Consider the following 24,530-nt stretch of genomic DNA (forward strand, 5'->3'; position numbering starts at 1 on the left):
CAAGGATGAAAGGAAAAAGGGATAAGTGGCGTAAAATCCGTATTTATCAAGGCTCTACCACTTATCCCTTTGTATTTCTTTAGAAACTTAACCATTCTTCCTTTTCCCTCATTCATTCTCCACTAAGGGGAATGGATCAAGGTTAAGCTTGCTCATTTTACAATCCGCAAGTCTTAAACATATTTTGTGCATTAACCTCTAGAGCTTCTCATGGACCTGTACCCACCTAAGTAACTATCCATAAACCGAGAGGGTTTTTGTTTAAATAAAAGAAACATAATTTTTCACCCAATCGACGATCACGGTAACCATCAACGAAGAATTGCCATCCGTAAACTGTAGTCGCCCAGTGAGGCTCGTAGTACCCCCCTGGTGTAATTTTAACTTTCACTGCTGCCATAGGGCTACCGTATAAGGCAACATAAAATCGGATTGTTCCTGTAGGTGTAAGATGAGCAATAATTACCGATAAAAAGATCAAGGCTGTTCAGTTACAGGCATTCCCTTACAATTACGCTACGCATCAAGGAAAGATTATAATTGGTAAGTTTAGAGCCATGTTTAAATACGCCTTGGAGCTCTTCTGGCATCGTACTGGAGTTTTTGAATAGGAGAAGCTTTCTCGTGAATTTCTTTTATGTCATCCTGCGAAAGCCTAACATAACGCCTTGTCATTGTTAAATCCGTATGACCGAGTATCCTCTGAAGGCTAAATGGATCACCGCCTCCTTTCAAAAATTCAATGGCAAAGGTGTGACGTAAACCGTAAGGCGTAACCTTCACCCCTGCTTCTTCACAGTAACGCTTCACTATGCGAGACCACCTCTGCGCTGTTAGCTGTCTCCCGTTTTCACTCGCAAAGAGAGGCACTTCATTACTCCACCATGAAGGTCTTATTTTAAGGAACCTCATTAAAGCCTGTACCGTAAATGGTGAGATTACCAAAGTCCTTCCTATGCGTGTTTTAGCAACATCGGCGCGCACGTAAATTTCCCTTGCGTCAAGGTTTAAATCATCAGGTTTGATTTGTAGCAGTTCGCTGGGCCTTGCTCCTGTATCAATCTGCACGAGCATAAGGCAGTAATCCCTCAACCCTGCATAAGTTTTCTTGTCTGGCTGAGCCAAAAGCTTCTTTACCGCCTCAATCGAAACGTGCCTCACGTTAGAGATATCCTCTTTTGCCTTCCTTATGCCGTCTGTGGGGTTGGCAGGGAGATAGCCTTCACGCACACACCAATTAAAAAACGCCTTGAGGTATTGCAATTTGATGTTCCTATATCGCGGTGAAGATGGTTCGCTCAAATGCTGGAGGATCGCTTTTCGGACGGCCTCATAGGTCGGATTAGCACCTGTAAGCTCCATGAACTTTTCGATATGCCAACGGTAATCTTCTAAAGTGCGCGGTGCTAGTCCGTCAGCTTGTCTTGCAATGAGAAATTCTTCTTTGAGCTGGCTCAAGTTTACTTCCAAAGATTTCTTGAAGGGTATCGGTTTAGGCATAATAAAAGACCCCCCTCAGTGGTATCGGATTTTTGAGGTAGGGTCAATCCGCAAAACGCAGATTTTTCAAGGCTGGAGCGGGAAACGGGATTCGAACCCGCGACCCTCGGCTTGGGAAGCCGATGCTCTACCCCTGAGCTACTCCCGCAGGATGGTGACCCCACCGGGATTCGAACCCGGGTTACCGCCTTGAAAGGGCGGTGTCTTAACCACTTGACCATGGGGCCAAAATAAAATGGTGAGCCATGGAGGACTCGAACCTCCGACACCCTGATTAAAAGTCAGGTGCTCTACCAACTGAGCTAATGGCTCATCCATGCAAAAATTATATTACAATAAATCATTCACAGTGTCAACAACTTTTATCAAGAATTTATACTGTTAATTATTAACAACGAAGAGTAGCCACCATTCGGTCGTTATTGGTTAATAATTTTAGTGCATCCAAAGGTGATTTTACGACAATATCAGCGTTTAGTAAGGCTTCAATACTGGCCCCTTCTTCTTCGATAACTAAAATCCCTAAAGCCGCTTCCTTTAACATTAGTCGGTCATTGTAACCATTACCAATAGCCACCGTCTTTTCCGCCCCAAGTTTTTTTATAAACTCAAGTTTTTCTGGAGCACCGGGATCCCCCACTATCACCACTTCCACATAAGGAAGAAGAGATAGCTCTTCCTTTACCTTACCAAAGGTATCACGGGTTAAAACGTAAATTTTTAAATTCTTACTTAGCTCTTCCAAAAGTTCTTTCACCCCGGGCAATAGCTTTCCGTCTACGGCAACTGTACCATTATAGTCCATTACCAAATACGATAAATTTAAAGTAAATCTTCCCGGAATCTCGATGGTTAACATTATCCTTCTCTCCTGTTTTCCAGTATATATTTTTCTAAATAAGATTCATAAAGAGTCCATAATCGATTGGTTACCGAATAGTCATGGAATTCCCGCTGGTCGAGCTGACCTACGGGAATAATCCCCCGCACCGAATTGGTAAAAAATATTTCCGTTGCCCCTAATATTTCTTCGGCGGGATATTTACCTTCCGATACCGGAATACCGGCTACTCGGGCCAGTTCTAAAATAAGCTCCCGGGCAATTCCGGGTAAAACCAGATTTTTCTCCGGGGTTTTCAATACCCCATTTTTAACCCAGAAAAGATTCGCCATACTGCCTTCAGCCAAATAACCTTCTAAAGTAAGCCGGATACCTTCCATAATACCTTTTTTCTGACATTCTTTAGCCGCTAACACCTGGGGAAGCTGGTTTAAAGTTTTAATCTGTCCTATAACCAGTTTAGGCGGTAATACCGGAACCGAAAGAAAAGAGGTTTTTATTGGCTTAAATTCCCTTGAAGGCGGGGAAGACAAACTCATTAAAACCGTTGGCTCTAAATCCTTAGCCGGCAAAAGCCCCCGCTCGCCTACTCCGCGGCTTACGATAATTTTTAAAACTCCGTTAACCACATTATTTTCTTTAAGATACTCCCTTATCTTCGATATCAATTGTTCCTTACTATAAGGTAACTTTATTTCTAATAATTGCAACCCCAAAAATAGCCTTTGGAGATGCTTTTCCAGTAAAAACGGTACTCCGGAAAAAACGCCAATTGTCTCAAAAACTCCATCACCATAGGAAAATCCCCGGTCAAAAGGGGATATTGCCGCCTTTTCCCGGGGAAGAATTTTGCCGCAAATAAACACCTTATCCATTTTTAAAAAACCTGGTCTAAAATAATAGTTTGATCCCGGCGGGTTCCCACCGAAATAATTTTAATGGGAACACCGGTAATCTCCTCAATTTTTCTTAAGTAGTTTCTGGCGTTTTCCGGAAGATCGGTAAGCTTCCTGGCTCCGGTAATATCTTCACTCCACCCCGGAAGCTCCTCATAAACCGGTTCACACTGGGACAACTCTTTTAAACTGGCAGGAAATTCATTTATGACCTTTCCATTGAACCGGTACCCTACCGCTATTTTTATGGTTTTTAGCCCGGTTAAAACATCAAGCTTGGTAACCGCAAGTCCGGATAAACCGTTTACCCTGGCGGCATAGCGAGCAATTACCCCGTCAAACCAGCCGCAGCGGCGGGGTCGTCCGGTGGTAGTGCCAAATTCGTACCCCTGTTTTCTTAAAAACTCGCCGGTTTCATCTAACAGCTCGGTAGGAAAGGGACCACTTCCTACCCGCGTGGTGTAGGCCTTTACCACACCAATTACTTCATGAATTTTTGTTGGTCCAATACCTGCACCAATACACGCAGCCCCCGCCACCGGATGGCTGGAAGTAACATAGGGATAGGTTCCATGGTCTAAATCTAAAAGGGTCCCCTGAGCTCCTTCAAAGAGAACTTTTTGACCGCTTTCAATAGCATCGTTAATCAACCGGGAAGTATCGGTAGCGTAAGGCCTAATAATTTCAGCATATTCTAAATACTCGTGGTAGAGTTCATCATAGGAAAACCCTTCTACCCCATAAATTTTTTCCAAAAGATTATTTTTTTCTTTTAAATTTAAAGCCAGTTTCTCCGCAAATAGTTCCTTATCTAAAAGGTCACATACCCTGATCCCTGTCCTTGCCGCTTTATCCCGGTAAGCGGGACCAATACCCCGTTTGGTTGTACCTATTTTGTTTTCCCCTTTATCTTCTTCTTCCAGCTCATCGAGTTTCTTGTGGTAGGGCATAATAAGATGAGCCCGCAAGCTTATCTTTAAGTTAGCGGTTGTAACCCCCCGCTGTCTAAGGTATTCCAATTCTTCTTTTAAAACTTTAGGGTCAATTACCACTCCGTTACCGATAACACAAATTTTTTCAGGGTATAAAATCCCCGAGGGAATGAGATGAAGCTTAAAGGAATTTTCCCCTACCACAACGGTATGTCCGGCATTATTTCCTCCCTGGTAACGAACCACCAGGTCAGCTTTTTCTGCCAGAAAGTCAGTAATCTTTCCTTTCCCTTCGTCCCCCCACTGGGTTCCAATTAAAACTACAGTTGTCAACTATAAACTCCCCCTTAAAGGCGTCTTGCCAGCTCACGGCCAATAAGTACTCCCGAAGCAGAAGCCTGAATAAGTCCCCGGGTTACCCCTGCACCGTCGCCGGCAGCAAAAAGATTTTGAATTTTAGTTTCCAAAACTGGACTCAATTCTAAGCGTGAAGAGTAAAACTTTACTTCTACTCCGTAAAGCAAGGTATTTCTATTAAATACTCCAGGAGCAATTTTGTCCAAAGCTTGAAGCATTTCTACCAAAGCCATTAAATGGCGGTAGGGAAAGACCAAACTTAAGTCTCCCGGAGTAGCATCTTCCAGGGTCGGCCGCACCAAACCTTTTTTGAGCCGTTCCTCGGTAGTCCGGCGACCGTCCATTAAATCCCCCAGCCGCTGTACTAATACCCCACCTCCTAATAGGTTAGCAAGCCGGGCAATGTACTTGCCGTAGGCAATAGGTTCTTTAAAGGGATGGGTGAATGTTTTGCTGACAAGCAGGGCAAAGTTGGTGTTTTCCGTTTTCTTGTGGGCATGAGAATGACCGTTAACGGTAATAATCCCATCGTTGTTTTCCTGTACTACTTCGCCGTAGGGATTCATGCAAAAGGTTCTTACTTTATCTTCAAAAGTTTTCGAGTAGTAAATAAACTTTGATTCATACACCACTTTGGTAATTGGCTCCAGTACTACCGCGGGCAGCTCAACCCGCACCCCGATATCTACGGGGTTAACGGCCGTTTTAAGCCCAAGCTTTAAAGACTCTTTTAAAAGCCATTCAGCCCCTTCCCGGCCAGGAGCAACAATCACAGCCTCACCTTCATAATATTCGCCGGAAGTGGTCTGAACTCCTTTTACTTTCCCGTGATCAGCTATAATTTCTGCTACCGGAGTATTGGTAGCAATATCCACCCCCCGCCGCAAAAGCTCTTCTTTCATTGCGGCAACTATTTCTAAGGCACGACCGGTTCCCAGGTGGCGAATAGGCGCCGGAACCAACCTTAAATCGGCTAAGATCGCTCTCTTTTGGATTTCCCGGATTTCCTCTTCCCGGTCTATACCATAAACCTCGTTCGGAGCGCCAAATTTAAGATATATATTATCAACGTATTTTATGAGCTCGTTTAATTCCTTTTCGCCAATGTACTCACCCAGATGTCCCCCCACTTCGGTGGACAGGGTAAGCTTACCATCGGAAACCGCTCCAGCCCCGCCCCAACCGGTTACAATCGCGCAGGGCTTGCAATTAATACACGGTATGCCCCTTTCTTTTGAGGGACAAATCCTTTTATTAACGTCAGGGCCTTTTTCCAAAATAAGCACTTTCGCTTCGGGTTTCAACGAGGTAATCTCCAGGGCGGCAAAAATTCCCGCCGGACCTGCCCCGACAATTATCACATCATACTTTTTCATCAAAATTACACCTCCTTCAAAACCCAATTTATGATAGCAGTTAGGTATCAATGTGTCAAGAAAAAAGGGGCTTATAAAGCCCCTTTTTACATGTATACTTTATTAAAAAACAGCTACAAGATACTTAAGTGCTGTTAATAATATTATTCCCGGTAAATCCAAAACACCTGCAATCACCACAGTTACCGGATTTATCGGTAAATGCCAGCCAATTTTATCACCGATTAAATTAAATACCCCAAGTAAAATAAAGCCAATAACAAGCCAAAAAAAGATTTTTTTAAGCACCAAACCCAAAAGCTCCACCGGATATCCCCCCGGTAATACTTATGAAGCTTTTGGACAACTTATTCCAAAACTCTTCGACCTTCTAAGGCTTTTCGGATAGTTAATTCATCGGCATACTCAATATCGCTTCCCACCGGTAAACCGTGGGCAATTCTCGTTACTTTAAAATTTAAAGGTTTTAAAAGGGATGCTAAATACATGGCCGTTGCTTCCCCTTCAACGGTGGGATTAGTGGCAATTATTATTTCCTCCACCGGCTCCCGGGAAAGCCTCAATAACAACTCTCTTACCTTTAAATCTTCCGGCCCTATCCCTTTAATTGGCGATAAAACTCCGTGAAGAACATGATATATCCCATTAAAGCTCCCGGTTCGCTCCATAGCTGCCACATCTTTGGCTTCTTCTACAACCATTAAAAGCCGGTGATTGCGACCGGGATTCCGGCAAATGGCACAGGGATCAGTATCGGTCAGGTTAAAACAGATGGAGCAGTATCTGGTATTTTTCCGGGCAGTTATTATTGCTTCTGCTAAAGCCCGTGCTTCTTCTTCAGGAATTTCTAAAAGATAGAGGGCTAATTTTTGCGCCGTTTTTGGACCAATCCCCGGAAGTTTGGCAAGATGTTCGATAAGTTTTGCTACCGGTTCTGCAAAATACAATTTCCCGCTTCCCCCTTAAAACAATCCGGGAAGGTTTAAATTAAGGCCGCCGGTAATCTTATTCATCTCTTCCGCTACCATATCTTTTGATTTTCTCAAAGCTTCGTTCACGGCAGCGGTAATCATATCCGCCAGCATTTCCACATCTTCCGGGTCTACCGCTTGGGGATTGATGGTTAAGGATACCAATTCCTGCTTGCCGTTCACCACGGCCTTAACCATTCCCCCACCGGAGGTAGCTTCAACGGTTTTTTCATTTAGTCCTTCCTGAAGCTTAGCCATATCCTGCTGCATTTTCTGTACCTGCTTTAACATTTTTTGCATATTACCCATGTTGCCAAACATCTTTATTCCTCCTCTTTATTGATAATGACAACTTTATCATCACCAAAAAGCTCTTTTGCTTTCTTTAGAGCTTTTGGTTCATCTGTTTTTTCTTCTAAAGAATGTTTTTTTACGTTAAAAGTAATTTTTAAACCTTCCCCCAGAGCTTCGGTAAAAACTTCCTTAATTATCGCTTTGACCTGAGAGCCTTTTTTGTAGTGAATAATCCAGTTTAGAGGCTCTTCATCGGTAAAAACTATTTTTATGCTATCGGCAGTTTTAAAGGGAATACCTTTACTTAAGTGAATCGCAAGAGGGGGAGAAATTTCCCGGGTTTTCTGTAAAACTTCCTGCCATTCAGAAGTTTTTAAAAGATTTATGGCACCTAAAGATTTTTCTTCATTTAACTTCTGCTTTTCCTTTTTACTTTCCTCTTTGCTATCCTCTACTGGTTTTAAAATGGTCGCTGGCTTTAACAATTTTCCCTCTAAATTCCTCGCCACTTTTAAAAGACCTACTTCCGCCCAGATCCGGGGAAAACTTGCATAACGGACTTCCCGCTCAAGACGAGCTATATCATCCCACAAAAGAAAAAGTTTATCCTCCTCCCAAAGGGCCGCTTCACTCCTTAATTTTTCCAGTACTTCAGGCATTAGTTCTTCAACTTCTATACCGTTTTTTATTAAATTTAAATAACGAACATACTGTAAAATTTGCTGAACAAAAAGCTTGACATCAAGCCCCCGCTCCACCACTTCCGCTATTTCGTTGATTATTTTTAGTTGGTTATTTTCCCGGATAGCAGAAATAAGTTCTAATATTTTCCTCCAGCTGACAAACCCCAGGACTTTTAAGGTATCTTCTACCGTAATTTTGGGATTAAACACCAGTATCTGATCCATTAAACTTAAAGCATCTCTAAGTCCGCCTTCAGAAGCCTCGGCAATTAAATGTAGGGCTTCCGCTTCATACTGAAGCTTCTCTTTTTCCGCAATATTTTTTAAATGCTCCCAGATTGTTTTGGTGCTGATTCTTTTAAAATCAAAGCGCTGGCAACGGGAAACAATGGTCACCGGCACTTTGTTAAACTCGGTGGTTGCTAAAATAAAAATTACATGTTCCGGCGGCTCTTCCAGAGTTTTTAAAAGGGCGTTAAACGCTTCATTAGTCAGCATATGCACTTCGTCAATGATGTATACTTTGTATTTACCCTGGGCCGGAACCAGTTTGATAGATTCCCGCAATTCCCGGATTTCATCTATCCCCCGGTTGGATGCGGCATCTATTTCAAACACATTTAAAAGGCTCTGGTTGTTAATCCCAATGCACGAAGGGCACTGGTTGCACGGCTCTCCCTCTACAGGGTGTTCGCAGTTTACCGCTTTGGCCAGAACCTTGGCGGTAGTGGTTTTCCCCGTCCCCCGGGGTCCAGAGAAAAGGTAAGCATGGGCCACCTGCATTGTGGCCACCGCATTTTTTAAGATTTTCACAATGGTTTCCTGTCCGACAATCTCCGAAAAGGTTTTTGGCCGCCATTTGCGGTATAACGCCAGATACATAACTTTCACCCGAAAAATTTAATCTATAGCTAAAATCCTAACACTTCAATATAATAAATTATAAAGACTTTGGCTCTAACGCAAAGGAGACTACCATGATTATAGGCGTCCTTACTTTAGAGCTTTATATCCCTCAATCCCAATCGTTAAAAGAAAAGCGGATGGTCTTAAAAAGTATCACCGAAAAAATAAAACATAATTACAACGTTTCCATCGCCGAAGTAGGAAATCAAAACCTCTGGCAAAGGTCTACCCTGGCTTTAGCAGCGGTATCTTTAAAAAAAGACGATATAGAAAAGGTTTTTGCCAAGATCGAAAACATCATCGAACAGAATGGTAACGTCTTAATTACCGAAAGGTTCAAAGAATTTATTTAAGTTTGGGCCGAACAAAAATAAGATAAACTATTATTCCCAGTGGAAAGGTAACGAATAAAAGAACAGTGGCAATTAATCCTAAAAGAAAGCCTTTTTTATTGCGTATCCCTAAACCAATGTAGAGAGCGATAAAAAAGTTTAGCAGAATAATCCAGGGATTAGACCACAGAATAAGGTATTTCGTTAACATTTTTCCACCTTTACTCTTTTAACGTATTAAAGTTAAATACCCACTAGCCAAAAGGACGTTCATTTGCTGAACTTTTTTAATAAAGTCCTTTTGTTCTTCTGTTAATTCAGGTAAGGATAATTCTTTAGTTACAACCAAGCCAGCAGGAATAAATTTTTCCGCTTTAATTTCCATATCCTGAACAATCGCTCTATGGCCTACAAAAACCCATTCATTTAGTACCGCTTTAAATACCAACGCCCCAAAACCAATAAAGCAGTTTTCCCTGATATCTACCGGACCGTGAATAATTGCACCGTGGGCTATTGATACGTTGCTGCTAATTTTTACTTCTGTTCCCGCCAAAGCATGGATTATTACCCCATCCTGAACATTTACATTATTACCAATCGTAATCGGGCTTACCTCTCCGTTTTCGGGCTCATCGGCCCGGATAACCGCGTTGGGACCGATAAAACAATTGTCCCCTATTATCACCTTACCAATTATTTGAGCCGAGTGATGAATATAAGTATTTTGCCCAATCACCGGAAAATCGCCAAATGGGTTAGGAGATAACATTTAACCCCTCCGTAGTACCATTTTTATATATATTTTAATATTTTTCGGTGAAAAAAAATAGCCTTTAAGCTTAAAATTAAAAGGAGGTACCGCTATCCGATACCTCCTTTTAATTTTAATGCCGTGCAACTGCCGTCGAGTTTATCGTACGAGCGTTACCCCGGTAGTTGGCTCGATTCAGGCACCCTTGCGGCACCCGGAGGGATTTCCCTTAGTGCTGCTTCCTTCCGGACCTGACACGGTTCGGGAGTCTCCGCTGCGCAAGACCCAAATCTCATTGCTACTTGCCGGGGCCGGTCCTCACAAGGTAAACCCTCGGGCAGCCTTCAGCCCCGCTATAGCGGATTGCGGGTACAGGGCACCGCTACCTCCCCGCCTAGCACGGCAAATTTTAGCATCTTTAATTAAATTAATGGCGGAGAGGGCGGGATTTGAACCCGCGAGACAGGGATTGACCCGTCTACTCGCTCTCCAGGCGAGCGCCTTCAACCACTCAGCCACCTCTCCGCGTGCTTGAACACAAAATTAAATATTTAATTCCATGCAGATGATATTATACAACTATTTTAATGCTCAAGCAAGAGGAATTAAACTGGCGGAGAGAGTGGGATTTGAACCCACGAGGCGGGTTTTGGCCCGCCTACTCGATTTCGAGTCGAGCGCCTTCGACCACTCGGCCATCTCTCCGCACTTTTTATGCTTAATTATTTTAGCATAATTTTACCTGGTGGACAATAATTAAAATTTTCCTCTGTTCCTTTTTTCCCTGAAAAAATCTGTTATTATTTTACTCGCCTCAGCGGCAAGTACCCCGGATATCACCTCTACCCGGTGGTTTAAGCGAGGATTTCGCACTAAATCAAATAAAGTATCCACCGCTCCCGCTTTAAGGTCAGGAGCTCCGTATACCAGGGTTTTAATTCTGGCCTGATAAATCGCTCCGGCACACATAGGACACGGTTCTACGGTAACATAAAGGGTACAGTCCTTTAACTGCCAGTTTTTAAGTTTACTGGCAGCTTCTTTTAAAGCTACTATTTCCGCATGGGCCGTAGGGTCAGAAAAGGTCTCCCGGAGATTGTGCCCCCGCCCAATGATTTCCCCGTTATATACCACAACGGCGCCCACCGGGACTTCCCCTTGGAGCGCCGCTTTCTCTGCTTCCTTTAAAGCTTCAGCCATAAACTTTTCATGGTCCATGGAATCACCTGAAGAAATAAAATGGTGCGCCCGGGAGGACTCGAACCACCGACTCGCGGTTTAGGAAACCGCTGCTCTATCCACCTGAGCTACGGGCGCACTGTTTTGCAACAAATATTTTATGCCAAAGATAAATACCTGTCAAGATAGTAATTTTTGTAAGGCTTTAGCAAAATCTTCCTTTAAATCTTCAATATTCTCAATCCCCACGCTAACCCGCACCTGATTATCTGTTATGTTAAGAATTTTCTTTTCATCCGGCGGTATCTTTTGGTAAATGGTAGAATCCAGATGACAAACCAAGGTTCTGACATCGCCGATGTTGGTGGCAAGCCGCGCTATGTTAAGATTTTTTATAAAATTAAAAGCCGTCTCTTTATCTTTAAAACTTAATACAATTAAATTTCCGCCCTTGCCGCCAAGATAATTAACACAATTTTGCCACTCCACGCTATCCCCAAGACCCGGGTAATTAACTCTTATTTCCTGAAAGCTCTGTAAGAATTCGGAAAGCTCCCGGGCATTTTGCACCATACGTTCCATTCTTAAAGCCAAAGTTTCACTTCCAATTAATACCTGCCAGGCAGCGAAAGGAGATAAACACATACCCATGTCAGTTGCTAATTCCTTTTTTACATAAGCCGAAAAGGCAAGGGGTCCCGCTTCCCGCACTAAAGGATAAAGATTCTGGAAGCGTTCGTCCCATTCAAAGTTTCCGCCATCGACAATACACCCGCCAATAACCGTTCCCTGACCGGATATATATTTCGATAAGGAATGAATAACAATATTGGCCCCCAAAGAAAGGGGTTTCACCAAAAGAGGGGCTACAGTATTGTCCACCACCAGAGGTATTTTGTGCGCCTTTAAAAGAGAAACCAATCCAGCAAAGTCTGGTATTTTCAGAGTAGGATTGCCAATTGATTCCACAAATACCAGGCGAGTGCTGGAGGTTAGGTGCTTTTTGACTAACTCTGGATCCGGTGCAGGCAGTAACTTATAGGTTATCCCACAGGTTTTAGTTAAATTTTTCAATAAATTTAAAGTCCCGCCAAATAAACCAGCACACACCAAAAATTCTGCTCCGGGCTGGGCAAAAGCCATAAAGGTAAGGGCGATAGCCGCCATTCCCGAGGAAGTGGCAGTGGCCATAACTCCCCCCTCGAGCCGGGCAACCTTTTCTTCTAAAGCCGCGACCGTAGGATTGGCCACCCGGCTATAAAAAAAGCCGGGGGATTTGCCGCCAAAAATTTGTTCAAGCTTTTCCGGCTCTTTGTAAAAATAAGCAGTCTGTAAACTGGGTCCTTCGATCGCACGTTTTACCAGAAAAGTTTCGATGTGCACTTTTCCCCAACCCCCTTATTTCACCGTAATAATTATTTTATAAATCTCCTCCCCTTCTTCCTCAATCTTCTCTACCCTATGGCCATCCATTTTAAGGCTTTTCGTAACATCCGCTAAGGTATTTTTTCCTGCTAAAATTGCGGCAATTTTATCCCCGGAATTTAAGTTTGCAATTTCCGCCTGAAGAATTACATAAGTCATTGGGCAAACATACTCCCTTAAATCAATAGTTTTAATTACCTTCATTTTCCCCTTCCCCTTCGTTCAAATATTGTTCTAATTTAGCAAAACCTACCCTCTCCAAAGTTTTATAAAACCGTTCGCCTGTTTTTCCTTCCTTCCGGTAAAACTCCAGAGTCTTATCAAAAATAGCAAACATTTTTTCTTTTGAACTTATAAAAGGAATTAATTTTTTCCCAATATTAATTTTCCGGCCAAAGCTTCCGCCAAAGCTTAAACTGTAACCGTATTCTCCTCTATAAGCTTCAAAGGGACAGGCTTTAACGCAATCGCCACAACCGATACACACCTCATAATCAACACTTATTTCCTGCTGGTTTAAGGTAATGGCATTAACCGGGCAAATTTTAGTACACAACCCGCAGGCGGTACAATTTTCTTTTATCCAGTTTGGGCGGCATACTCCTTTTATCCCCAGGTCGTTTTCCTCGGCCTTTAAACAGTTGTTGGCACAGCCGGTAATGCCAAATTTAAATTTATGGGGAAGAGTTTGGCCGTAATAGCGGGCAGCAATTTCCCGGGCCAATTCCTGGGTTTCAATGCAGCCGTTGGGGCAAATACTCCGTCCCTGGCAGGCGGTAACCGTCCTGACCCTTGGCCCGCAGGCTCCCAGTTCTAAGCCGTAGCTTTTAAGTTTCTCAATCACTTCTTCTAAATCGGCAATATGGATATACGGTATCTCAACCCCCTGCCGGGCGGTTAAATGGAGAGTACCGTTTCCGTACCGGGAAGCCACTTCCTCTAAACCCCTTAGCTGCTCTAAGGTTAAATTACCGCCGGTTACTTTTAGGCGCACGGCAAAATATCCATCTTCCGTCTGCCGCATGATGCCACCGCTTTTTAACGCTTTATAATCAACTTTTTTTACCGTAATCTCTTCTTCGCCGACCTCTCCTTGCAAAACTTTAAATCCTTTGAAAGTTGGGGGATTGTCTTTCAAAGAAAAAATTACATAAACCAGATTAGGGTCTAACATCAACTCCCGGTCTTCAGCAGAAGGTCTTGCCGGAGTCATAGGATGACTGTGAAAATTCCCTAAAAGCACCTCGTTTTTTGCCCGCATTTTTTTGATAATTTCGTATTGTTCTTTGGCCTCAATGTCAAAACGGCTTTCCGATTGGGCAATATTTTGAGCAAAATAAACCGATTTTACAATCTTAACTCCGTTTTCAATTTTTCCCCCAAGTAAACCGCAGGCTTCAATGGGATACTGTTCCCGGCAGTATTTTAAAATATTTTCGATTTGATATTCAAAAAATACCAGCACTTTAATTTTCCCCCTTTAAATCACAAACCGGCTGACTGTAATCTACTAAAATAATCTCTTCGGGGTCTTTAGAACAAAGACAGCTTTGTCTTTTCTTTAAAGGAATTTTGTTAAATTCCATTAATTTTAAATCAACAAACAATAAATTTCCTGCCAAAGTATCCATTCCCAGAAGATACTTGATACACTCCGTCACCTGCAGCGAGCCTATAACTCCAGCTACCGCTCCAATAACCCCCGCTTCTTTACAGCTGGGAACACTTCCGGGAGGCGGTGGTTCTTTAAAAGCACAGCGGTAGCAGGGTGTTTCCCCATCGGGCCGATAGGTCAAAGTCTGGCCCCAGAACCGCAAAATTCCGCCGTGGGAAAAAGGTTTTTTAGCTTTTACACAGGCATCGTTAATTAAAAACTTGGCGGGAAAATTATCGGTAYCGTCGATAATAAAATCATACTGCTCGATAATACTTAAAATATTTGCGGAAGTTATCGGTTCATTATAGGTAATCACCTGCACCTCCGGATTAAGAGCTTCAATTTTACTTTTTGCCGATAAAACTTTTTCGGTCCCCACATCCCGGGTAAAGTGAATTATCTGACGCTGCAGGTTGGTTAAGTCCACTACATCGTAGTCGGCAATACCGATGGTCCCTATCCCGGCTGCTGCCAGATACAGGGCCACCGGTGCCCCGAGTCCTCCGGCCCCTATTACCAGAACTTTAGAATTTAATAGTTTTTCCTGCCCTTTTACCCCTACTTCCGGCAAAAGAATATTACGGGAATAGCGGAACAGCTGTTCACGCGAAAGCATATCCGCCACCTCCCATGAAATACATCCATTCTATTTCGTCTCCTTCGGAAACTTTTACGTTATTAAACTCTTCACGCTTTACAAATTCACCATTTAACACTACCGAAACATAATTGGGCATCTCCACCTGAAAATACTCTAAAAGTTCCGCAATTGTAAGGCTTTGGGGAATCTCTTTTTCCGCTCCATTTACCACTATCTTCATAGCCTACCTCTCCTTTCCTTTAAAGACTTTGATAATAGCGACGTAAAACTTCCGCTACCTCCGGACGGGTAAACTCTTCCGGCAACGGCTTTCCTTCCCTAAGCATTTCCCGGACTTTAGTACCGCTTAAGCTTAAATGATGTTCCGGACCGTGAGGGCAGGTTTTTTTCGTAGCCATTTGCCCGCATTTAGAGCAGTAAAAAGCGTTATCAAATTTTACAATCTTAATTTCCAAAGCATTTTCTGGAAAAGTATCAAAAATCTCCTGCGCTTCAAAGGGACCGTAAAAATTTCCCACCCCGGCATGGTCCCGGCCGACAATAAAATGGGTGCAACCGTAGTTTTGCCGGATAATCGCGTGGTGAACCGCTTCCCTGGGTCCCGCATAACGCATAGGTGCAGGCAACGTAGCAAAGACAAACCGGTCTTTAGGGTAATAGTTGTTCAGTAAAGCTTCATAACATTTCAGCCGAACATCGGCAGGAATATCATCCCCCTTGGTTTCACCAACGAGGGGATTAACAAAAAGCCCGTCAAAAATCTCCAGAGCGATTTTTTGCAAATATTCATGGGCCCGGTGGATGGGGTTTCTTGTTTGAAAGCCAACTACCGTCTTGTAATTTCTGCTTTTAAATATTTCCCGGGTTTTCTGGGGGAAAAGAGAGAGATTTAAATCAATCTCCCTGAAAGCCGGCGGGTAAATTTTAATCTTACCGGCAACTGCCCATTCGTCCTCTCCGAGAATTTTTTGCACCCCCGGATGCTCAGGGGAAGAAGTTTTAAATACTTTTTCCACTTCTAAAATTTTATTTAACTTAAACGCCCGGGGGCTTTCCAAAAGACCTAAAAGCTCACCGTTTGCAGCAGTTAGTAAAACTTTTTCTCTGCCGTCGTAAAGCCGGGCTTCTTCTTCACTGACCCTTAAGACTATGGGAATCGACCATAAGAACCCGGAGCTTAAGGTAAACTGTTCTAAAGTTGAATAATAATCGTCTTCATCCATAAACCCTTCTAAGGGAGCGTAAAGTCCAACCCCCAAAAGAAATAAATCAAAATATTCGGTTTTTGAAACCGATAGCTTTAAAAAGTTTTGCCCTTTTAGCTCCTCATATTCTTCTGACGTTAAGATATTACTGACTTCTTTTCGCCCGTGATAATTAACCATAGTTACTCCTCCTCCAGAACTTTAAATTTAAACCCTTTATCGTAAAACAATTCTGCATTAACCAGGGCTACCGAAGGATGCAAAGCAAGGTATATAGCTTTTTGAGGGCACTTTTTGACGCAAGCCGCACAGTCGTAGCAAAAAGCTTCATGGTAAATAAATACTTCACCCCTATCCCGATAAAGTAAGTTTAAAGGACAAATCGCTTCGCAGGGAGCTACTTTAGCTTTAGGACAACCGTTACACCGCTCCTTCGAAAAGCGCGGAGGCATTTAACTTCCTCCTTTCCACAACAGGCCTGCCCTCTTTTAATTGGGAGATAAGAAGGTAGTCTTCCGGCGCTTTACCGGGGTAGTCCCCCCGCTCCTGATAACAGGGCAAACGGCTTTCAGTTCTAAAAGCCATATGTTTAATAAGAAAAGTCGCCAGCAATATTTGATTTTTTACCTCAAAAAATTGCAATAAATCAAAATCGCTAGTAATTTTTGCAAGTCCTAATTTTTCCTTTAACGAATAAAGCTTTTCTTCGCCAATTTCTAAACTTCGACCGGTATACCGGTAATTAGTTTTCTTACCGCCGGCATACTCTTCCATGATTACGTTTAAGCCGTACTTTAAAGATAACGGAGAAACCAAACCTTTAAGGTTACTGGTAAGGTTTAAGACAATTTCCTGAATTTCAAGTCGACCTCCACCTTCTTTCCCCGCTGCATCCTCTGCCGCAATTAACCCTTCAGCCATAGCCCCGGTAACGTATTTCTTGGGTGAACCGGCGGCAATATCCCCACAAGCCCAGAGGTTTTCCACCGCGGTTTTCCGGTTTTTATCTACCATGACTCCTGAAAGCCCATGTCCACCGTTAATCAGGGGTTCAAAACCATCTACTTCCAGGTAAATTTTTTCGCCTTTATCTTCCCGTAAAAGTAAAGCTGCACCGGGACGCATATCAAAATAAGCCCTTATGAGTTCATCCCGGTAAACACCCTCAACCACAAAAACCGGAACTTCCCCGGCCCGCCTTTCCTCTATAACAGCTTTAAGCCGTTCGGCGGTATTGGCCGGTTGATATTTTGTTTTTAACTCTTCACCTTTTTGATTAACAAGCTTGCCTTTGACATTCATAGCCAAAGTTCCGGTTGGAGCGGCCACTCCTTTAACTCTTAGAGGAATAAAACGAATTTCTAATGATTTTAAATAAGCACCGGCCTTTACCGCCAGTACATGCCCAACTCCGCTGTTAGATAGGGGATACCAGGTACTCCCGGGATGATAGGGATTTGCCCCCTGGTAAAGTCCAGCAGCGCCCCCGGTTGCCAGGATGTATTTATCTCCGGCTATTCTTAAAAACTTCCGGGAAGTTAAGTCATAGGCCAGTACTGCAACTATTTGATTTTGCTCCGTTTCGACATCAAAAACAAACGTGCGGTTAAAAATTTTTATTCCGGTTTTTAAAGCTTTTTGGGCAATGACTTCTTTTAAGTTTTCCCCGTAAACGATAATGCTCCGTTTTCCCCGGCGGAAAAATTTCCCATTGTCTTTGGGAATATTTGCCCCCCAGCTTTCTAAAAGCTCCACCGTTTCGTTTAACCTTTTGGCTAAACTTAACGGTAGTTCATCCTCAATTAAACCGGGAAATTCCTTTTTTAAAAAATCTACATAACTTTCCGGAGTGTCATCGAGTAAAACGTTGTTTAAAGCATTAACCCCGGCAGCTAAGCAACCGCTTCTCAGCACATGAGCACGCTCCACTACTACCACTTCTTCACGGGGTAAAAGCTCTTTTAGTCTTATCGCTGCGGTTAACCCTGCAACGCCACCACCTATTATTACCGTTGCCACCTCACCCACCCCCGATCAGATAAGAATTTTTAGCGAAAGAGCCGTTGTTAGGGAAAGAAAAATTACCCGTACCACTTTCGGGGAGAGGTAAAAATTTAATTTTCCGCCAAGTAAAGCACCAGGAATAGACCCTAAAATTAGGTAAATTAGAATTTTCGGATTAAGATTACCGAATTTAAAATGGAGAAAACCAAGAACCAGGGCCAGTATTAGGCCGTGAAAAATATCGGTACCCACTAATTCCCGGCTATCAAACTTTCCGGTCATATAAAGGTATAAGCCCACCAAAATACCAGCACCTATGGAAGTTAGGCCAACAATTATGCCGGTAACAAATCCCGTTAAAATAATTCCCAAGTCTTCCTGCGGTAAACTAAGTAAACTCCCTTTAAAATTCAAAAACTCTTTTAACAAAGAAATAATACTTACGGCAATTATAAACCCCGCTAAAACATGGGTAAGCAAAGCGGAACTACCAGCGGTTTTTTTTAAGTGTTCTAATATTAAAACCCCAGTAATTCCTCCGGGAATACTCCCATATAAAAGTTTTTTAGCGGTAGAAAAATTGATTTTATTTTCTTTTTTATAAGGATAAAGGGCCATCCCCTTGGTAATCGAGGCAAAAACCAGATCATTTCCTACAACTTGCCCTGGGGCCACTCCTAATAGCAATAAAAGCGGTGCTAAGATAGACCCTCCCCCTACTCCCGTCAGCCCAATAGATAAACCGGTAATAAATCCGGCTAAAATAAATCCGACCATGAAAAATTCCCCCAGAGATATTTATTAATTCTTATCGGAATACTTATATTTAAAGGTATAAATTTTTGCGTAAATAAGTAAGAATTATATCTACACACTCTTCTAAGGATTGCTCGGCGGTTTTCAGCGTAATTTCCGGTTTTACCGGCGGCTCATAAGGAGAGGTGATCCCGGTAAATTCGGGTATCTTCCCTTCCCGGGCTTTTTGATAAAGACCTTTTACATCCCTTGCTTCACACACTTCCAGTGGACAGTCTACAAACACTTCAATAAATTTCCCCGCCGGTAATATCGAGCGGACCTTATCCCTGTCAGCCCGGAAAGGTGAAATAAAAGCAGTGATGACAATAATCCCAGCATCTACAAAAAGTTTGGCTACTTCTCCGATCCGGCGAATATTTTCCTGGCGGTCTTTTTCGGAAAAGCCCAGGTCTTTATTTAAGCCCATGCGGATATTATCGCCATCCAAAACGTAAGCAAGCTTACCTTGCCGGTACAATACCGCTTCCAGTTCCCGGGCTATCGTTGATTTTCCCGAACCCGAAAGCCCGGTAAGCCAAATAACCACTCCTTTTTGCCCCAGTAATTTTTCGCGATCTTCCGCCGTTATTTTACCTTCGTGCCAGAAGAGATTATTTGCCACAATCAATCACCCCTATTTCCGATATATTTATATGTATTTACTTTCATTTTATTAATTTTTGTAGTATTGTCAAGTATTTTTACTGGTTTTTATGGAATTAAAAAAATAAAAGCGGGTTGTAAACCCGTTCCGAAAAAAAATAAAAAACCGGGGACTTTTACCCCGGCTTTATTTACCACATGGCGCGCCCGGCAGGACTCGAACCTGCAACCTCCAGATTCGTAGTCTGTTACTCTATCCAGTTGAGCTACGGGCGCCTTTATAAAATTAAATGGCGGAGAGAGCGGGATTCGAACCCGCGGTACAGGTTTTTAGCCTGTACAATCGCTTAGCAGGCGACCGCCTTCGACCAACTCGGCCATCTCTCCGCAACCAAATCGCCATGGCGGAGGGGGTGGGATTCGAACCCACGGCTCGCAGGGCGAGTCACCGGTTTTCAAGACCGGCTCCTTAAACCACTCGGACACCCCTCCCTGCCCGCCACTTTCTGCGATAGCATAAATAATATATCACAGCTCAAACAAAAGTGTCAAGTAAAGGATTTTTGTTAAGTCCAAGGTAAAGGGTAAGAAAATATCTTTTAATTCATTATAAATATCCGCATATAAAATAGTCCTATTTCGTCCCTCAGGAAGGTCTCGCAAAAAAAACTGCCCCGATATCAAGGTCGCTATCACAAACCTCTTTTAAGCGTAAAAATTTTTCCATAAAACCCACGCCTTATTTTTTATAAATCCGGTCCACTCCCATATAAGGCCGTAAAACTTCCGGTACCGTAACCGAACCATCTTCATTCTGATAATTTTCTAAAATAGCCGCCACCGTCCGGCCCACCGCCAGGCCCGAGCCGTTTAAGGTGTGGACAAACTCCGGCTTGGCCTTGGGATGCTCTTTGTAGCGGATCTTAGCCCGCCGGGCCTGGAAATCTTCAAAATTACTGCAGGAAGATATTTCTTTATAATCATTGTAACTGGGAAGCCATACTTCTATGTCGTAAGTTTTGGCAGCACTAAAGCCCAGGTCCCCGGTGCAAAGCACCACCACCCGGTAAGGTAGTCCCAAAAGTTGCAGGACCCTTTCCGCATCCCGGGTGAGTTTTTCCAGCTCCTCATACGAGTTTTCCGGTTTGACAAACTTAACTAACTCTACTTTATTAAACTGGTGCTGGCGGATTAAGCCCCGGGTATCCCGTCCGGCCGCTCCCGCTTCCGCTCTAAAGCATGCGCTGTAAGCACAGTGGTATATGGGAAGCTTATCCCCGTCTAAAATTTCTTCCCGGTAAAGGTTAGTTACCGGTACTTCCGCCGTGGGAATAAGGTAATAATTTAACCCTTCAAGTTTAAACATATCTTCAGCAAACTTTGGCAGCTGCCCGGTACCCATCATCGAATCGGCATTGACGATAAACGGTGGAAATACCTCGACGTAGCCGTGTTCCCGGGTGTGGAGGTCAAGCATAAAGTTAATAACCGCCCGCTCCAACATCGCCCCTAAACCTTTGTAGAAAGTAAAGCGGGCCCCGGTTACCTTACTCCCCCGGGCAAAATCCAGGATATCTAACTCTTCCCCTATTTCCCAGTGGGCCTTTGGGGTAAAGGTAAACTTTCGCGGTTCACCCCACCGCCGCACTTCTACATTTTCGCTGCTGTCTTTACCAACCGGCACCGACTCGTGGGGGATATTGGGAATAGTAAGAAGGATGGCATGTAACTTTTCTTCAATTTGGGCCACTTCATCATCAAGTTTCTTAATTTCATCGGATAACGCCCGCATTTCTAAGATTAAATCATCCGCCGGGAGCCCCTGTTTTTTAAGCCTGCCAATTTCTTCGGAAACGGTGTTTCTCTTATATTTTTTTTGCTCAACATCCACCAAAAGCTTTCTTCGCTCTTCATCCAAGCGCAAAAACTCATCGAGGTTTAAGTTTGCCCCCCGCTTTTTTAATGCTTCCACCACTATTTCCGGGTTTTGCCGTACTTTTTTAATATCGAGCATTTACAAATCCCCCTATTACTTCCGTTTTGGTAAATTTTTCACGTTCATTATAACATTTTTTACGGCATTTGAAAATTTTAAAGGTAAAGTTATAAACTCACCGCCTTTACTTCATAAATCCCCGGAATTGCTGCAATTGCTTTAATGCTGTCACCATCCGCCGGATGATCCAGCGATAAAACCATGACCGCATCTCCGCCGGGAGTTATTCGGCCAAGCTGCATTCCGGCAATATTTATTCCCTTTTCCCCCAAGATTATGCCAACTTTTCCAATCATTAAAGGCTGGTCTTTATGCGGAACAAAAAGTTTATACCCTTCGGGTACCACATCAACCCGGTACTGGTCTATTTGGACAATTCGCGGCTCATTATTTCTGAACAAAGTTCCGGCAATAATTCGTTCACCCTTTTCGGTAGTTACTTTTAAGGTAATGAGGTTGGTGTAATCCGCACCGTTTTCCATTACCGTTTCCCTGACTTTAATTCCTCTTTCTTTGGCAACTACCGGCGCATTAACATAATTTACCCTTTCCATCAAAAGCGGATCTAATAATCCTTTTAAGGCAGCTAAGGTTAAAGGACGGGTTTCTTCTTTAAAAGCCGAACCATTGTAAACTATTTCCGCGGCCAGAAGCCCTCCCGATAAAATCTGGGCCAGGAAGTTTCCGAGTTTTTCTGCAAGATTAATGTAAGGCTTTAGCCGTTGATAGCTTTCTTTGTCCATCGCCGGGAAGTTAACGGCATTCTGGGCAAGCCCGCCCTTTAATACGCTGGCAATTTCCCGGGCCACATCGATAGCGACGTTAATCTGTGCTTCTTTAGTAGAAGCTCCCAGGTGGGGAGTTACAATCACGTTTGGGAGCTCAAATAAAGGAGACTCGGTAAGAGGCTCCTTGCTAAAAACATCCAGTGCCGCTCCGGCAATTTCTCCGGCTTTTAACGCTTCGTACAGCGCTTCTTCGTCAATAATTCCTCCCCGGGCGCAATTGATGATAAACGCTGACTTTTTCATGAGCTTTAACCGCTCCCGGTTGATTAAATTCCGGGTTTCGTTATTTAAAGGAAGGTGCATGGTAACAATATCGGAATTTTGTAAAAGTTCTTCTAATGACATTAACGTAATACCAAGCATTTGAGCCCGTTCTTCGGAAATAAAGGGGTCATAACCGATTACCCGGGTTTCAAAGGCTTTAACTCTTTTGGCTACCGCCGTTCCTATCCGGCCAAGGCCGATAATCCCCACCGTCTTGCCCCGGAGCTCATAGCCGGTAAACTCTTTTCTCAGCCATTTTCCTTCTTTTAAGGCAGCGTGGGCCTGGGGAATATTTCTTAGTAAGGCCATCATCAGGGCAAAGGTATGCTCCGCCGCCGCAATTGTATTACCTTCCGGGGAATTAACCACAATAATTCCTTTTTTGGATGCAGCAGCCAGGTCAATGTTATCTACCCCTACCCCGGCCCGTCCTATTATCTTTAAGTTTTCTGCGGCTTCAATAATTCTTGCGGTAACCTTTGTTTCGCTCCGAACAATTAACGCATCGTACTGGGGAATAATTTTAATTAATTCTTCTTCCGAAAGCTTTGTTTTTTCGTCAACTATAAATCCTTCTTCCCGTAAAATATTTAAGCCCTTTTCCGCTATCGGGTCGGAAGCCAGAATTCGCACTACGCTTCACCTCCGGTAATTACTTCCATTGCCTTTTTAACACCAGCACCCAGCTCCACCGGATAGCCAATTTCTTTTAAGGCCATTTCTAATGCTCCTATTGCCACAATAATATCGAGCTTATCAACATAACCCATATGACCAATTCTAAAAATCTTACCTTTCAGGTCTTTTTGGCCACCGGCAAAGGTAACGCCGTATTTGGTTCTTAACACTTTTCTTAACTGTTCCGGATCATAACGGTCATCCCCGGCTACTGCCGTTACCGTATCGGAAGCATTTTCCTCCGCCGGGAAAAGTTTTAAACCTAAAGCTTTTACTCCTTCCCGGCAGGCTTTTGCCAGTAATTTATGCCTCTTAATTACCTTGTCCAGACCTTCCTCTAAGATTAAATCAAGAGCCGCTTCCAGCCCGAAAAACAGCGATACTGCCGGTGTATAAGCGGTATTCCATTCCGCCAAGGCTTTCTTAGCCGCCGGTAAGCTAAAATAAAATTTCGGGTTTTTGTTATCCTGAGCTGCCTCTAATGCTTTTTGACTGAAGGAAATAAACGCTAAGCCCGGAGGCAGCATAAGCGCTTTTTGGGAACCAGTAACTACCACATCCACTCCCCAGCCATCGGTATCAAACTCCATGCCTCCTAAACTTGAAACCGCATCAACGATAAGTACCGCCCGGTGGTTTTTGGTTAATGCCGCAATCCCGGCGATATCGTTTTTAACCCCGGTTGATGTTTCATTGTGGGTAGCCAAAACCGCCTTGTAATTGGGATTCTGCCTTAACTTTTCCTCGACCACCGCTAAATCCACCGCATTACCCCAGCCAAAATCTACCATATCGACTTTGGCACCGTATTCCTTGGCAATCTTGGCAAATCGTTCACCAAAATTACCGGTGGATAAAGCCAAAACCTCATCTCCCGGATTTACAACGTTGGCTACGGCCATTTCCATGCCTCCGGTACCGGAGTTGGTGAGAATAAAAATGTCATTTTGCGTTTTAAAAACCTGTTTTAACTTTGCTACCACCCGCTCATGCAGCTTGGCAAAATCACCGCTCCGGTGGCCAATCATCGGCCGGCTCATGGCCAAGGTAACCTCCGGCGGAATAGGTGTAGGTCCGGGAATCATAAGATATTTTTTTTGCACGAAAAACCCTCCCTTTAAAATGTAAAATTTTTAAAATTTATGCTTTAATGAAAAATATTTACTTTTGATGTTTAAAAATTTTCCTTTTCTAATCTCCTGCCCCAAACCCCTAAACAAAAAACTCCTTTCATCCCTCAAGGGACGAAAGGAGTCCTTTCGCGGTGCCACCCTTCTTGGCAGAATAACTCTGCCCACCTCGTTTGGTTAACGGCTCGGCCGTTACCGGCTACTTTACTTTCGCCGGTACCTCTTGGGGGCGGATTCGCAAAGCATTCCCACCGGTTTCCACCAGCCACCGGCTCTCTTCAGGGAAGAGGCTTGCTACTACTCCCCGGCATAGAGTTTACAATTTATTTTGCTTATTAATCTAAAAGATTGCAAACAGTT

The 24,530-nt window shown here is 43.5% G+C and carries 26 protein-coding genes, 10 tRNA genes, 1 other RNA gene and 1 other annotated feature; of the genes, 2 read left to right on the top strand and 35 right to left on the bottom strand.

The window, feature by feature from the left end:
* Positions 1 to 561: 561 nt before the first annotated feature.
* The 12 genes from CHY_RS12275 to dnaX form a co-directional block, all read right to left on the bottom strand.
* Positions 562 to 1,500, bottom strand: a complete 939-nt coding sequence (locus CHY_RS12275) for a tyrosine-type recombinase/integrase (RefSeq protein WP_011345527.1) — start codon at positions 1,498 to 1,500, stop codon at positions 562 to 564.
* A gap of 73 nt (positions 1,501 to 1,573) precedes the next feature.
* A tRNA-Gly gene (locus CHY_RS12280) sits at positions 1,574 to 1,648 on the bottom strand.
* A gap of 4 nt (positions 1,649 to 1,652) precedes the next feature.
* Positions 1,653 to 1,727: transfer RNA gene (locus CHY_RS12285), tRNA-Glu, on the bottom strand.
* Positions 1,728 to 1,736: 9 nt separating this feature from the next.
* Positions 1,737 to 1,812 (bottom strand) — tRNA-Lys (locus CHY_RS12290).
* Between the two features lie 76 nt (positions 1,813 to 1,888).
* Positions 1,889 to 2,359: an HAD family hydrolase gene (locus CHY_RS12295; protein ID WP_011345528.1), complete on the bottom strand. Its 471-nt coding sequence runs from the start codon at positions 2,357 to 2,359 to the stop codon at positions 1,889 to 1,891.
* The gene (locus CHY_RS12300; protein WP_011345529.1) at positions 2,359 to 3,216 is read right to left on the bottom strand and encodes an aminotransferase class IV; all 858 of its coding nucleotides are present in this window, start codon (positions 3,214 to 3,216) and stop codon (positions 2,359 to 2,361) included. Before CHY_RS12300 ends, CHY_RS12295 begins: the two co-directional genes overlap by 1 nt.
* Positions 3,217 to 3,218: 2 nt before the next feature.
* Positions 3,219 to 4,502 (bottom strand): adenylosuccinate synthase, encoded by a 1,284-nt coding sequence (locus CHY_RS12305; protein WP_011345530.1) that lies wholly within the window; start codon positions 4,500 to 4,502, stop codon positions 3,219 to 3,221.
* A gap of 14 nt (positions 4,503 to 4,516) precedes the next feature.
* Positions 4,517 to 5,902: an NAD(P)/FAD-dependent oxidoreductase gene (locus CHY_RS12310; protein ID WP_011345531.1), complete on the bottom strand. Its 1,386-nt coding sequence runs from the start codon at positions 5,900 to 5,902 to the stop codon at positions 4,517 to 4,519.
* Positions 5,903 to 6,004: 102 nt separating this feature from the next.
* Complete coding sequence (locus CHY_RS12315) at positions 6,005 to 6,208, bottom strand: pro-sigmaK processing inhibitor BofA family protein (RefSeq protein ID WP_011345532.1); 204 nt, start codon at positions 6,206 to 6,208, stop codon at positions 6,005 to 6,007.
* A 41-nt stretch (positions 6,209 to 6,249) separates the two neighbouring features.
* A complete protein-coding gene (gene recR / locus CHY_RS12320) occupies positions 6,250 to 6,849 on the bottom strand; it encodes a recombination mediator RecR (protein ID WP_011345533.1) in 600 nt (199 codons plus the stop codon).
* A 15-nt stretch (positions 6,850 to 6,864) separates the two neighbouring features.
* Positions 6,865 to 7,194 carry a YbaB/EbfC family nucleoid-associated protein gene (locus CHY_RS12325; RefSeq protein ID WP_011345534.1) on the bottom strand — a complete coding sequence of 110 codons (330 nt, stop codon included), beginning with the start codon at positions 7,192 to 7,194 and terminating at the stop codon, positions 6,865 to 6,867.
* A 2-nt stretch (positions 7,195 to 7,196) separates the two neighbouring features.
* A complete protein-coding gene (gene dnaX, locus CHY_RS12330) occupies positions 7,197 to 8,732 on the bottom strand; it encodes a DNA polymerase III subunit gamma/tau (protein ID WP_011345535.1) in 1,536 nt (511 codons plus the stop codon).
* 95 nt (positions 8,733 to 8,827) lie between these two features.
* Here dnaX and CHY_RS12335 point away from each other — a divergent pair, with 95 nt between their 5' ends.
* Positions 8,828 to 9,109 carry a DUF503 domain-containing protein gene (locus CHY_RS12335; protein ID WP_011345536.1) on the top strand — a complete coding sequence of 94 codons (282 nt, stop codon included), beginning with the start codon at positions 8,828 to 8,830 and terminating at the stop codon, positions 9,107 to 9,109.
* On the opposite strand, the gene CHY_RS12340 is transcribed toward CHY_RS12335, so the two are convergent.
* From CHY_RS12340 to CHY_RS12350, 4 genes are all read right to left on the bottom strand, one after another.
* Positions 9,102 to 9,299, bottom strand: a complete 198-nt coding sequence (locus tag CHY_RS12340; RefSeq protein WP_011345537.1) for a hypothetical protein — start codon at positions 9,297 to 9,299, stop codon at positions 9,102 to 9,104. The genes CHY_RS12335 and CHY_RS12340 overlap by 8 nt on opposite strands.
* 18 nt (positions 9,300 to 9,317) lie before the next feature.
* Positions 9,318 to 9,860, bottom strand: a complete 543-nt coding sequence (locus CHY_RS12345) for a DapH/DapD/GlmU-related protein (RefSeq protein WP_011345538.1) — start codon at positions 9,858 to 9,860, stop codon at positions 9,318 to 9,320.
* Between the two features lie 121 nt (positions 9,861 to 9,981).
* Positions 9,982 to 10,245, bottom strand: an RNA gene (gene ffs, locus CHY_RS13085) — signal recognition particle sRNA large type.
* 28 nt (positions 10,246 to 10,273) lie between these two features.
* Positions 10,274 to 10,367: transfer RNA gene (locus CHY_RS12350), tRNA-Ser, on the bottom strand.
* Between the two features lie 71 nt (positions 10,368 to 10,438).
* Here CHY_RS12350 and CHY_RS13270 point away from each other — a divergent pair.
* Positions 10,439 to 10,540 (top strand) — tRNA-Gln (locus CHY_RS13270).
* On the opposite strand, the gene CHY_RS12355 is transcribed toward CHY_RS13270, so the two are convergent.
* The 19 genes from CHY_RS12355 to CHY_RS12445 form a co-directional block, all read right to left on the bottom strand.
* A tRNA-Ser gene (locus CHY_RS12355) sits at positions 10,454 to 10,547 on the bottom strand. The two genes, CHY_RS13270 and CHY_RS12355, sit on opposite strands and share 87 nt — an antisense overlap.
* A gap of 51 nt (positions 10,548 to 10,598) precedes the next feature.
* Positions 10,599 to 11,060, bottom strand: a complete 462-nt coding sequence (gene tadA, locus CHY_RS12360) for a tRNA adenosine(34) deaminase TadA (protein ID WP_011345539.1) — start codon at positions 11,058 to 11,060, stop codon at positions 10,599 to 10,601.
* Between the two features lie 22 nt (positions 11,061 to 11,082).
* A tRNA-Arg gene (locus CHY_RS12365) sits at positions 11,083 to 11,159 on the bottom strand.
* Between the two features lie 42 nt (positions 11,160 to 11,201).
* Complete coding sequence (locus CHY_RS12370) at positions 11,202 to 12,404, bottom strand: aminotransferase class I/II-fold pyridoxal phosphate-dependent enzyme (RefSeq protein ID WP_011345540.1); 1,203 nt, start codon at positions 12,402 to 12,404, stop codon at positions 11,202 to 11,204.
* 15 nt (positions 12,405 to 12,419) lie between these two features.
* Positions 12,420 to 12,650 carry a sulfurtransferase TusA family protein gene (locus CHY_RS12375; protein WP_011345541.1) on the bottom strand — a complete coding sequence of 77 codons (231 nt, stop codon included), beginning with the start codon at positions 12,648 to 12,650 and terminating at the stop codon, positions 12,420 to 12,422.
* Entirely contained in the window at positions 12,637 to 13,911 is a 1,275-nt protein-coding gene (locus CHY_RS12380) for a Mov34/MPN/PAD-1 family protein (RefSeq protein WP_162485107.1), read from the bottom strand. The genes CHY_RS12375 and CHY_RS12380 overlap by 14 nt, the downstream gene beginning before the upstream one ends.
* A gap of 1 nt (position 13,912) precedes the next feature.
* Positions 13,913 to 14,719, bottom strand: a complete 807-nt coding sequence (locus CHY_RS12385) for a HesA/MoeB/ThiF family protein (RefSeq protein WP_011345543.1) — start codon at positions 14,717 to 14,719, stop codon at positions 13,913 to 13,915.
* On the bottom strand, positions 14,706 to 14,924 hold the full coding sequence (gene thiS / locus CHY_RS12390; RefSeq protein ID WP_011345544.1) for a sulfur carrier protein ThiS: 219 nt from the start codon (positions 14,922 to 14,924) through the stop codon (positions 14,706 to 14,708). The genes CHY_RS12385 and thiS overlap by 14 nt, the downstream gene beginning before the upstream one ends.
* 19 nt (positions 14,925 to 14,943) lie before the next feature.
* A complete protein-coding gene (gene sat / locus CHY_RS12395; protein ID WP_011345545.1) occupies positions 14,944 to 16,089 on the bottom strand; it encodes a sulfate adenylyltransferase in 1,146 nt (381 codons plus the stop codon).
* A 2-nt stretch (positions 16,090 to 16,091) separates the two neighbouring features.
* Positions 16,092 to 16,361, bottom strand: a complete 270-nt coding sequence (locus tag CHY_RS12400; protein ID WP_011345546.1) for a 4Fe-4S dicluster domain-containing protein — start codon at positions 16,359 to 16,361, stop codon at positions 16,092 to 16,094.
* Entirely contained in the window at positions 16,330 to 17,928 is a 1,599-nt protein-coding gene (locus tag CHY_RS12405) for an adenylyl-sulfate reductase subunit alpha (RefSeq protein ID WP_011345547.1), read from the bottom strand. The genes CHY_RS12400 and CHY_RS12405 overlap by 32 nt, the downstream gene beginning before the upstream one ends.
* Positions 17,929 to 17,943: 15 nt before the next feature.
* Complete coding sequence (locus CHY_RS12410; protein ID WP_011345548.1) at positions 17,944 to 18,690, bottom strand: sulfite exporter TauE/SafE family protein; 747 nt, start codon at positions 18,688 to 18,690, stop codon at positions 17,944 to 17,946.
* 49 nt (positions 18,691 to 18,739) lie between these two features.
* Positions 18,740 to 19,333, bottom strand: a complete 594-nt coding sequence (gene cysC / locus CHY_RS12415) for an adenylyl-sulfate kinase (RefSeq protein WP_011345549.1) — start codon at positions 19,331 to 19,333, stop codon at positions 18,740 to 18,742.
* Between the two features lie 180 nt (positions 19,334 to 19,513).
* A tRNA-Arg gene (locus CHY_RS12420) sits at positions 19,514 to 19,590 on the bottom strand.
* A gap of 15 nt (positions 19,591 to 19,605) precedes the next feature.
* Positions 19,606 to 19,701: transfer RNA gene (locus CHY_RS12425), tRNA-Ser, on the bottom strand.
* Between the two features lie 15 nt (positions 19,702 to 19,716).
* Positions 19,717 to 19,806: transfer RNA gene (locus CHY_RS12430), tRNA-Ser, on the bottom strand.
* Positions 19,807 to 20,053: 247 nt separating this feature from the next.
* Entirely contained in the window at positions 20,054 to 21,328 is a 1,275-nt protein-coding gene (gene serS, locus CHY_RS12435; protein ID WP_011345550.1) for a serine--tRNA ligase, read from the bottom strand.
* A gap of 89 nt (positions 21,329 to 21,417) precedes the next feature.
* Positions 21,418 to 22,995, bottom strand: a complete 1,578-nt coding sequence (gene serA, locus CHY_RS12440; RefSeq protein WP_011345551.1) for a phosphoglycerate dehydrogenase — start codon at positions 22,993 to 22,995, stop codon at positions 21,418 to 21,420.
* A complete protein-coding gene (locus CHY_RS12445; protein ID WP_011345552.1) occupies positions 22,995 to 24,143 on the bottom strand; it encodes a pyridoxal-phosphate-dependent aminotransferase family protein in 1,149 nt (382 codons plus the stop codon). The genes serA and CHY_RS12445 overlap by 1 nt, the downstream gene beginning before the upstream one ends.
* 134 nt (positions 24,144 to 24,277) lie before the next feature.
* Positions 24,278 to 24,490, bottom strand: a binding site (T-box leader).
* Positions 24,491 to 24,530 lie beyond the last annotated feature (40 nt).

The sequence above is a fragment of the Carboxydothermus hydrogenoformans Z-2901 genome, assembly GCF_000012865.1.
Taxonomy (GTDB): domain Bacteria; phylum Bacillota; class Z-2901; order Carboxydothermales; family Carboxydothermaceae; genus Carboxydothermus; species Carboxydothermus hydrogenoformans.

What these genes read in the sequence shown, in the direction of transcription:
- CHY_RS12275 (WP_011345527.1), bottom strand. Translation starts at nt 1,500, where the DNA reads ATGCCTAAACCGATACCCTTCAAGAAATCTTTGGAAGTAAACTTGAGC.
- CHY_RS12295 (WP_011345528.1), bottom strand. Translation starts at nt 2,359, where the DNA reads ATGTTAACCATCGAGATTCCGGGAAGATTTACTTTAAATTTATCGTAT.
- CHY_RS12300 (WP_011345529.1), bottom strand. Translation starts at nt 3,216, where the DNA reads ATGGATAAGGTGTTTATTTGCGGCAAAATTCTTCCCCGGGAAAAGGCG.
- CHY_RS12310 (WP_011345531.1), bottom strand. Translation starts at nt 5,902, where the DNA reads ATGAAAAAGTATGATGTGATAATTGTCGGGGCAGGTCCGGCGGGAATT.
- CHY_RS12325 (WP_011345534.1), bottom strand. Translation starts at nt 7,194, where the DNA reads ATGTTTGGCAACATGGGTAATATGCAAAAAATGTTAAAGCAGGTACAG.
- dnaX (WP_011345535.1), bottom strand. Translation starts at nt 8,732, where the DNA reads ATGTATCTGGCGTTATACCGCAAATGGCGGCCAAAAACCTTTTCGGAG.
- CHY_RS12335 (WP_011345536.1), top strand. Translation starts at nt 8,828, where the DNA reads ATGATTATAGGCGTCCTTACTTTAGAGCTTTATATCCCTCAATCCCAA.
- CHY_RS12340 (WP_011345537.1), bottom strand. Translation starts at nt 9,299, where the DNA reads ATGTTAACGAAATACCTTATTCTGTGGTCTAATCCCTGGATTATTCTG.
- CHY_RS12345 (WP_011345538.1), bottom strand. Translation starts at nt 9,860, where the DNA reads ATGTTATCTCCTAACCCATTTGGCGATTTTCCGGTGATTGGGCAAAAT.
- tadA (WP_011345539.1), bottom strand. Translation starts at nt 11,060, where the DNA reads ATGGACCATGAAAAGTTTATGGCTGAAGCTTTAAAGGAAGCAGAGAAA.
- CHY_RS12375 (WP_011345541.1), bottom strand. Translation starts at nt 12,650, where the DNA reads ATGAAGGTAATTAAAACTATTGATTTAAGGGAGTATGTTTGCCCAATG.
- thiS (WP_011345544.1), bottom strand. Translation starts at nt 14,924, where the DNA reads ATGAAGATAGTGGTAAATGGAGCGGAAAAAGAGATTCCCCAAAGCCTT.
- sat (WP_011345545.1), bottom strand. Translation starts at nt 16,089, where the DNA reads ATGGTTAATTATCACGGGCGAAAAGAAGTCAGTAATATCTTAACGTCA.
- CHY_RS12400 (WP_011345546.1), bottom strand. Translation starts at nt 16,361, where the DNA reads ATGCCTCCGCGCTTTTCGAAGGAGCGGTGTAACGGTTGTCCTAAAGCT.
- CHY_RS12410 (WP_011345548.1), bottom strand. Translation starts at nt 18,690, where the DNA reads ATGGTCGGATTTATTTTAGCCGGATTTATTACCGGTTTATCTATTGGG.
- serS (WP_011345550.1), bottom strand. Translation starts at nt 21,328, where the DNA reads ATGCTCGATATTAAAAAAGTACGGCAAAACCCGGAAATAGTGGTGGAA.